General features: G+C 42.2%; 8 protein-coding genes. 5 read left to right on the top strand and 3 right to left on the bottom strand.

Translation table 11 applies throughout. The annotated features are described in order from the left end of the window. Positions 1 to 72 (bottom strand): bL21 family ribosomal protein (locus KUG63_RS05845; RefSeq protein WP_287554397.1); only part of this gene is annotated, 72 nt, incomplete at its 3' end. Between the two features lie 176 nt (positions 73 to 248). Here KUG63_RS05845 and ispB point away from each other — a divergent pair. Further along, positions 249 to 1253 carry an octaprenyl diphosphate synthase gene (gene ispB / locus KUG63_RS05840; protein ID WP_020932926.1) on the top strand — a complete coding sequence of 335 codons (1005 nt, stop codon included), beginning with the start codon at positions 249 to 251 and terminating at the stop codon, positions 1251 to 1253. Between the two features lie 130 nt (positions 1254 to 1383). Next, positions 1384 to 2829, top strand: coding sequence for a glyceraldehyde-3-phosphate dehydrogenase (locus KUG63_RS05835; protein WP_020932927.1), 1446 nt, complete (start codon positions 1384 to 1386; stop codon positions 2827 to 2829). Positions 2830 to 2902: 73 nt separating this feature from the next. On the opposite strand, the gene acs is transcribed toward KUG63_RS05835, so the two are convergent. Both acs and phbB read right to left on the bottom strand, forming a co-directional pair. Next, complete coding sequence (acs, locus tag KUG63_RS05830) at positions 2903 to 4843, bottom strand: acetate--CoA ligase (RefSeq protein ID WP_020932928.1); 1941 nt, start codon at positions 4841 to 4843, stop codon at positions 2903 to 2905. A 67-nt stretch (positions 4844 to 4910) separates the two neighbouring features. Next, positions 4911 to 5648: an acetoacetyl-CoA reductase gene (gene phbB, locus KUG63_RS05825; protein ID WP_015005368.1), complete on the bottom strand. Its 738-nt coding sequence runs from the start codon at positions 5646 to 5648 to the stop codon at positions 4911 to 4913. 291 nt (positions 5649 to 5939) lie between these two features. Between phbB and KUG63_RS05820 the strand changes: the two genes are divergently transcribed. Genes KUG63_RS05820 through KUG63_RS05810 form a run of 3 tightly spaced genes read left to right on the top strand, consistent with a single transcriptional unit; the run spans position 5940 to position 7083 of the window. After that, positions 5940 to 6239 carry a PilZ domain-containing protein gene (locus KUG63_RS05820; protein WP_016389797.1) on the top strand — a complete coding sequence of 100 codons (300 nt, stop codon included), beginning with the start codon at positions 5940 to 5942 and terminating at the stop codon, positions 6237 to 6239. A 23-nt stretch (positions 6240 to 6262) separates the two neighbouring features. Then, positions 6263 to 6667: a 6-carboxytetrahydropterin synthase QueD gene (gene queD, locus KUG63_RS05815; protein WP_015005366.1), complete on the top strand. Its 405-nt coding sequence runs from the start codon at positions 6263 to 6265 to the stop codon at positions 6665 to 6667. Then, positions 6667 to 7083: a DUF1249 domain-containing protein gene (locus KUG63_RS05810; protein WP_015005365.1), complete on the top strand. Its 417-nt coding sequence runs from the start codon at positions 6667 to 6669 to the stop codon at positions 7081 to 7083. The genes queD and KUG63_RS05810 overlap by 1 nt, the downstream gene beginning before the upstream one ends. Positions 7084 to 7086: the final 3 nt, after the last annotated feature.

Genomic DNA, 7086 nt, shown 5'->3' with positions numbered 1-7086 from the left:
CTTTTCGATCTTAAGGAAATCACCCTCGGCGACTTTATATTGTTTACCGCCTGTTTGAATTACCGCGTACATTGTCTAGAGACTCCCTAGTGTTGTGGGTGGTTTTAAAAAGAGGCGAATTTTATCCTTTAGTGGGCGGTTGGTCAATCCCAAATAAACAAGGAAAAGCATTTTCTTATCTGCTTTTAAGCGTCAATACTTGGTATTATACGCTATTGATTTAAATTACCTTACCTTAATTCTCAAAAATGAGCAGCACAAACGCATCCTCAGCAACGCCTAAAATAGACTTTAAAGCAATTCAACAGCTCATGGCCCCAGCCATGAATCAAGTCGACAAGCAAATTTTGCAAGAACTAAACTCGGATGTTGTTCTGATCAATCAAATTGGTTTTCATATTGTTAATAGTGGCGGCAAACGTTTAAGACCCATGCTCGTTGCACTATCAGCTTGTGCGTTAGGTTACGAAGGGAAAGATCATATTATACTGGCCGCCGTTATTGAGTTTATTCACACCGCCACCCTCTTGCATGACGATGTCGTTGATGAATCGGATAAACGCCGTGGTGACGATACCGCCAATGCTATTTGGGGTAATGCAGCCAGTGTTCTAGTTGGTGATTTTTTACATTCACGCTCATTCGAAATGATGGTCAGTGTCAGTAACATGCGCGTTATGGATATTTTATCTCACGCCACCAATGCCATTGCCGAAGGTGAAGTTTTACAATTACTTAATATTAACAACCCCGATACAAATGAGCTTCAATACCTTGAAGTTATTAGAAGAAAAACCGCCAAACTTTTTCAAGCCAGTACTCAACTAGGTGCTGTACTTGCAAACAAAGGTGAGGACACTGAAAAAGCGTTATCGGCATATGGCCTTCATTTGGGCAACGCTTTTCAAATTATGGATGACATGCTCGATTACACTGCCGACGCAGAGAAACTGGGTAAAAACCTGGGTGATGATTTAGCCGAAGGCAAACCAACATTACCGTTAATCCATGCCATGGCGACAGGAACAAAAGAACAAGCCGACTTTATTAAAAAAACAATTAAAGAAGGTAATCGCACCGCTCATATGGATATCCTCTCGATTATAAAATCTACAGGATCGTTAGCCTACACTGCCGAGTTCGCAGACAAAGAGGCACAAAAAGCTATTGATGCATTACGCGATATTGTTGATAACGACTACAAACTCGCGATGGAGCAACTGGCCCTATTTTCTATTCAACGCTCCCACTAGCAGTAGACGCGCTGACGTTAATTTAAAACGACAATTTAAAATATCGCAACGCCAGTTGCACCGCACTATTAGCCATTAATATTTGATATAATTTCCTTTCAACCCTAAAAAAAATACAGGTATCTTTTATATGAGTGTAGAGCAACACGATCAATATTTAGCTGAGTGGGAAAGCCGCCAAGAAATTGCTGAAAGCATGATCCCTATCATCGGTAAGATGTACCGTGCCAATGGCGTCGTTCTTAAAATTTACGGAAGAACGCTCATTAACGCTTCACCGGTCACCCTACTTAAATTGCACCGTTATGTTCGTCAATTTGAAAAAGTGGAGCTCTCCATCCACGATAGCTTCAAAGTACTAACCGCATTAGAAAAAATGAAATTAGGACCTGTCCGTATTGACCTAGGACTGTTAGCGGTTCAATTTAAGAATGACACTAGCGGCTTAGGCATTGAGGACTTCCTTGCTGATAAACTAGGTGAAGGCATCCGTCAGGTCCACGAACAATCCACCTCTGAACCAAGAGACGTGGTTTTGTACGGCTTCGGTCGCATCGGTCGCTTGTTAGCACGCCTACTTATAGAACGCACCGGCTCTGGAAATAAAATGCGCCTACGTGCCATTGTTGTTCGCAAAGGCGGCGACAATGATTTACAAAAACGCGCCAGTTTGCTGCGCCGTGATTCTGTACATGGTTCGTTTAAAGGCACCATTAAAGTCAATGAAAAAAACAACACCATCATGGCCAATGGTAATTTAATTCAAGTCATCTACGCGAGCCACCCAAAAGAAATCGATTACGCTCAATATGGCATCAATGATGCTTTGATTGTCGACAACACTGGCATTCGTCGCGATGAAGCAGAACTGAGTGAACACTTCTTATCAAAAGGCGCTAGTAAAGTGCTATTAACCGCGCCCGGTAAAGACGTTAAGAACATTGTTTTTGGAGTCAATACAACGGACATCAAGCCAGAAGACAAAATTATTTCTGCTGCTAGTTGTACCACTAATGCTATCACACCTACCTTGAAGGCAATAAATGATGAGCTTGGCATTATTAAAGGCCACGTTGAAACGGTTCATTCGTACACCAACGATCAAAATTTAATCGACAATTATCATAAAGGTGAAAGACGTGGGCGTGCTGCCGCCTTAAATATGGTGTTAACTGAAACAGGTGCCGCCAAGGCTGTTTCAAAAGCATTGCCTGAACTTGAAGGCAAATTAACCGGTAATGCGATTCGTGTCCCAACACCCAACGTTTCTATGGCTATTTTGAATCTTAATTTAGAAAAGGAAACCGATAAACGGACACTAAATAACTTCCTACGTGAAACGGCTCTTCACTCGCCTATGCGCGAGCAAATTGATTTCACTACGTCTACTGAAGTCGTTTCAACTGATTTAGTGGGCGCTCGAAAAGCCTGCACCATTGACTCAAAAGCAACCATTGCCACAGGTGATTCCTGCGTTCTTTACCTTTGGTATGACAATGAGTTTGGTTATAGCTGCCAAGTGGTTCGCATTATGCAAAAAATGGTTGGCTTAGACTTTCCATCATTGCCACACTAAGTAAGTCGCTTTTAACCATATCGTATAAAAAAGCCCGCATTTTAGCGGGCTTTTTTATACCTAGAAATACTGATTATTGACTAGGGCGATTCGCGATAAGATCATCGACGACTGATGGATCAGCCAAGGTCGATGTATCGCCTAATTCATCAATTAAGTTTTCAGAAATTTTACGTAAAATTCTACGCATAATTTTACCTGAGCGTGTTTTAGGTAAGCCTGGCGCCCATTGAATAACATCAGGTGAGGCTATTGGCCCTATCTCTTTACGCACATGGTTCACTAACTCTTGACGTAATTCATCCGTTGCTTCAACCCCATCCATCAAGGTCACAAAAGTATAAATACCTTGCCCCTTTATATCATGTGGATAACCAATAACCGCCGCCTCAGCCACTGCTGGATGAAGCACTAAGGCGCTCTCAACTTCTGCGGTACCCATCCTGTGACCAGACACATTAATCACATCATCAACCCTACCGGTAATCCAATAATCTCCATCTTTATCTCGTCGTGCACCATCACCAGGAAAATACATCCCAGGATAATTCGCAAAATAAGCATCAATATAACGCTGATGATCACCAAACAATGTTCTAAACATCCCAGGCCATGGTTTTTTAATCACTAAAATCCCTTCGGCAGGATTTCCCGTTACTTCATTACCTTCGTTATCTACCAAACCAAACTCTATACCAAAGAAAGGCTGCATCGCCGAACCAGCTTTCAGGTCAGTCGCTCCCGGAAGGGGTGTCATTAAAATCCCGCCCGTTTCTGTTTGCCACCAAGTATCCACAATCGGGCAACGACCACCGCCAATCACCTTGTGATACCACTCCCAAGCTTCTGGGTTAATCGGCTCACCCACACTACCCAGAACTCTTAGACTACTTAAGTCGCAAGTCTTTACATAATCATCACCTTTAGCCATCAAGGCACGAATAGCCGTAGGTGCCGTGTAAAAAATATTAACTTTATGCTTTTCCACCACTTTCCAAAAGCGCGAAGCATCAGGATAAGTTGGCACGCCTTCAAACATCAACGTTTGCGCACCATTCGCTAATGGCCCATAAACAATGTATGTATGCCCCGTTACCCAGCCTACATCCGCTGTACACCAGTAAACATCCCCATCGTGATAGTCAAAAACATATTTGTGCGACACCGCAGCATGTAGCAAATAGCCACCCGTCGTATGTAAAACACCTTTTGGTTTGCCTGTTGAGCCCGATGTATAAAGGATAAACAAGGGATCTTCAGAGTCCATTTCTTCAGCTGGGCAATCATCTGACGCATTCTCAAGTAAATCGTGATACCAAACATCTCGACCATCTGTCCAATCTATACTGCCACCTGTACGTTGAACCACCACCACTGATTTTACTGAAGGGCAACTTTTTAAGGCTTGATCCGCATTAGCCTTTAACGGTACTGCTTTACCTCCACGAACACTTTCATCGGCGACAATAATTACCGCCGCTTCTGAATCAAGAAGCCTATCTTTTAACGCATCAGGGGAAAAACCACCAAAAACAACTAGATGAACCGCACCAATTCTTGCGCACGCAAGCATTGCAATGGCAGCTTCAGCAACCATTGGCATATAAATACAAACACGGTCACCTTTTTTTACACCCTCGGCTTTTAAACCATTAGCAAAGCGACACACCTCCGCATGAAGCTCTTTATAAGTATATGTTTTGTCGACTGCCGGATCATCACTTTCCCAAATAATAGCTGGCTGATCGCCACGCGTTTCAAGATGCCGATCCAAGCAATTCACACTTACATTGAGCTTGCCTCCAGTAAACCATTTAACCTCACCTTTTGGAAAATCATGCTCTACTGTTACATCCCATGGCTTTGACCAAGTTAAAAACTCTCTTGCTTTTTCATCCCAAAAACCCTTAGTATTTTCAATTGAGCGTTGATACTCTGCTTCATATACTTCCTTATTAATATGCGCATGATCAGCTACCGCTTTGGGTACTTTGTGTATATGAACGTCCGACATTCCTTCTCCTCTAATTTGTCTAATCTAAATAAATAAAAGCCATCTAAAAGTGACTTTATCTAATCGTTTAATGCATAAATAAACCACCATTCATGCTCAAGTCTGAACCTGTTGTATAAGCCGCTAAGTCACTGGCCAAAAAGGAGACTCCATGTGCGACCTCTTCCGGCTGACATAAACGGCCAGTCGGGATATTACTCTCAATCATCTTACGTACTTCCTCATCAATGGCCATCACCATTGGCGTTGCCACATACCCTGGTGAAATAGTATTAACAGTAACGCCTTTACGCGCTGTTTCACGTGCTAACGCTTTAGTGAAGCCATGCACCCCAGCCTTAGCCGCTGAGTAATTCACTTGGCCTATTTGACCCAACTGACCATTTACCGAGGACACATTAATTATACGACCAAAACCACGTTCGACCATCCCTTCAAAAACTTGACGTGTCATATTGAATACACTATTCAAATCAGTATCAATCACTGCATCCCAGTTTTCTCTAGGCATTTTTTTAAACATGCCATCCTTAGTAATGCCGGCATTATTAACTAAAATATCAATAGGGCCGACATTATTTTCAACCCATTGGATGGCGTCACCACATGCTTCAAAATCAGTCACGGGACAATGAACAATTTCAATATCAAAGCCGGCTTCTTTTTGAGCCAACTGCCAAGCCTGTGCTTTTTCCCTGTTATTGTACGCTGCCACCACCTTATAACCATCTTTTACAAACCGTTGACATACTGCTTCACCAATACCTCCTGTACCGCCTGTAACCAATGCAACTCGTTGACTCATTTGATTTCCTCTTTGAGATTGTATGTTGAATTTTAAATAAAATAACGTAACCCTACTCCATGAAGCCCTTTATTGAGCCTTGATGCCCTAGCCATTTAAATATAGCTTACTTGATACTGCCAAAATAATCGTTTATTTACAAGAGAAATAGCCCCTGAGGAAGCGCTAGTTCCCATGCATTTTCAAAGCCATGTAAAATGAACCTTGTTTTCATCAATTCACTAATAATTCTTTAATTTTTAAGCTAGAATTGATCAAATAGCTTTTGCTCATTCGACAGACATTTTATATATGCCCGAATCAACTGATCATCGAAAATTCAGCCGCTCAACCACCGAGTGCAATATGGTATTTACTCACCCCAGCACCGGAGCTAAGGGCACTGCCATCAGTCTCAACTTAAGTGCTGCCGGCATTCTGTTTAAAACCCATGAAAAGTTAACCCAAGGTTGCTCCCTTGAGATTTCGGTCCAATCTGTTAACCCAAACACCCCCCCATTAAATGCTATCGTTGAAATCAATCGTGTTACGCCGATTGAGGATAACCTCTATGAGATAGCGGCCACCATCGAAGGCATTAAAGGCGTTTAATAGTCAACTCCACAGGATTAAATGTGTACCGTATTACCAAAAATTTAAGTTTCTGTTATGGCCATCGATTGATGAACCACCCAGGCAAGTGTCGCCACTTACATGGTCACTCTGCGCGTGTAGAGATTACACTCGAGTCAGAACAGCTCAATGAGCAAGGCATGGTTTGTGATTTCGCCGACATCAAACAATTCGCCGGCCAATGGATTAATGAAACGCTGGATCACAATATGCTTTTGCATAAAAATGACCCTGTTCTGCCTCTTCTTCAAGAAGCAGGAGAAAGATTAATGGTAGTAGATGAGCACCCTACAGCAGAGTTTCTTGCAAAACTTATCTATAACTACGTTTCTAAAGGCGGATTTCCAGTCACCAAGGTATCTGTTTGGGAAACCGATAGTTCCAGTGCCAGCTACTCACCAGCTTAATGCTAAACCTTGTTCGGCCGATTAATAAGTCTTTTTGTTTACAAGTCCTTTGTGAAGAAAATTACACCCGATTATCACGCTTAATACCCAAAATAACCGAAGGTGATTTCAACAGTATCGCTGTTGATTCACAGGTGATCGCAACCGGCCCCTTTACTTATACTGTGTATTTTCAGCATGCCCACACAAGTAAGGAAGCAACTAAATCGCGGTTTAAATGCCGTGTTTATTTAGACACAAAATCAGTCGAAGTCATTCATATCGATGAACACGTAAGCTCTGGTCAACAACAAAACCTGTCACCAAAAGAGATATTAAATAACAAATGGGCTATAAATTATTTCTTTGAAAAATGGCTAACGTTTTTATTATCCTTTGCTGACGAACACTCCCGCCAACAAACCATTAACGCGTAAACA

The sequence above is a fragment of the Cycloclasticus sp. genome, assembly GCF_019090545.1.
In the GTDB taxonomy this organism is placed as follows: domain Bacteria; phylum Pseudomonadota; class Gammaproteobacteria; order Methylococcales; family Cycloclasticaceae; genus Cycloclasticus; species Cycloclasticus pugetii.
Note: the sequence above shows the minus strand (reverse complement) of the source record. Positions and strands in the feature narration are given on the sequence as shown.

Excerpts from the sequence above, each read along its gene's own strand:
- ispB (WP_020932926.1), top strand. The coding sequence starts at position 249 with ATGAGCAGCACAAACGCATCCTCAGCAACGCCTAAAATAGACTTTAAA.
- KUG63_RS05835 (WP_020932927.1), top strand. The coding sequence starts at position 1,384 with ATGAGTGTAGAGCAACACGATCAATATTTAGCTGAGTGGGAAAGCCGC.
- acs (WP_020932928.1), bottom strand. The coding sequence starts at position 4,843 with ATGTCGGACGTTCATATACACAAAGTACCCAAAGCGGTAGCTGATCAT.
- phbB (WP_015005368.1), bottom strand. The coding sequence starts at position 5,648 with ATGAGTCAACGAGTTGCATTGGTTACAGGCGGTACAGGAGGTATTGGT.
- KUG63_RS05820 (WP_016389797.1), top strand. The coding sequence starts at position 5,940 with ATGCCCGAATCAACTGATCATCGAAAATTCAGCCGCTCAACCACCGAG.
- KUG63_RS05810 (WP_015005365.1), top strand. The coding sequence starts at position 6,667 with ATGCTAAACCTTGTTCGGCCGATTAATAAGTCTTTTTGTTTACAAGTC.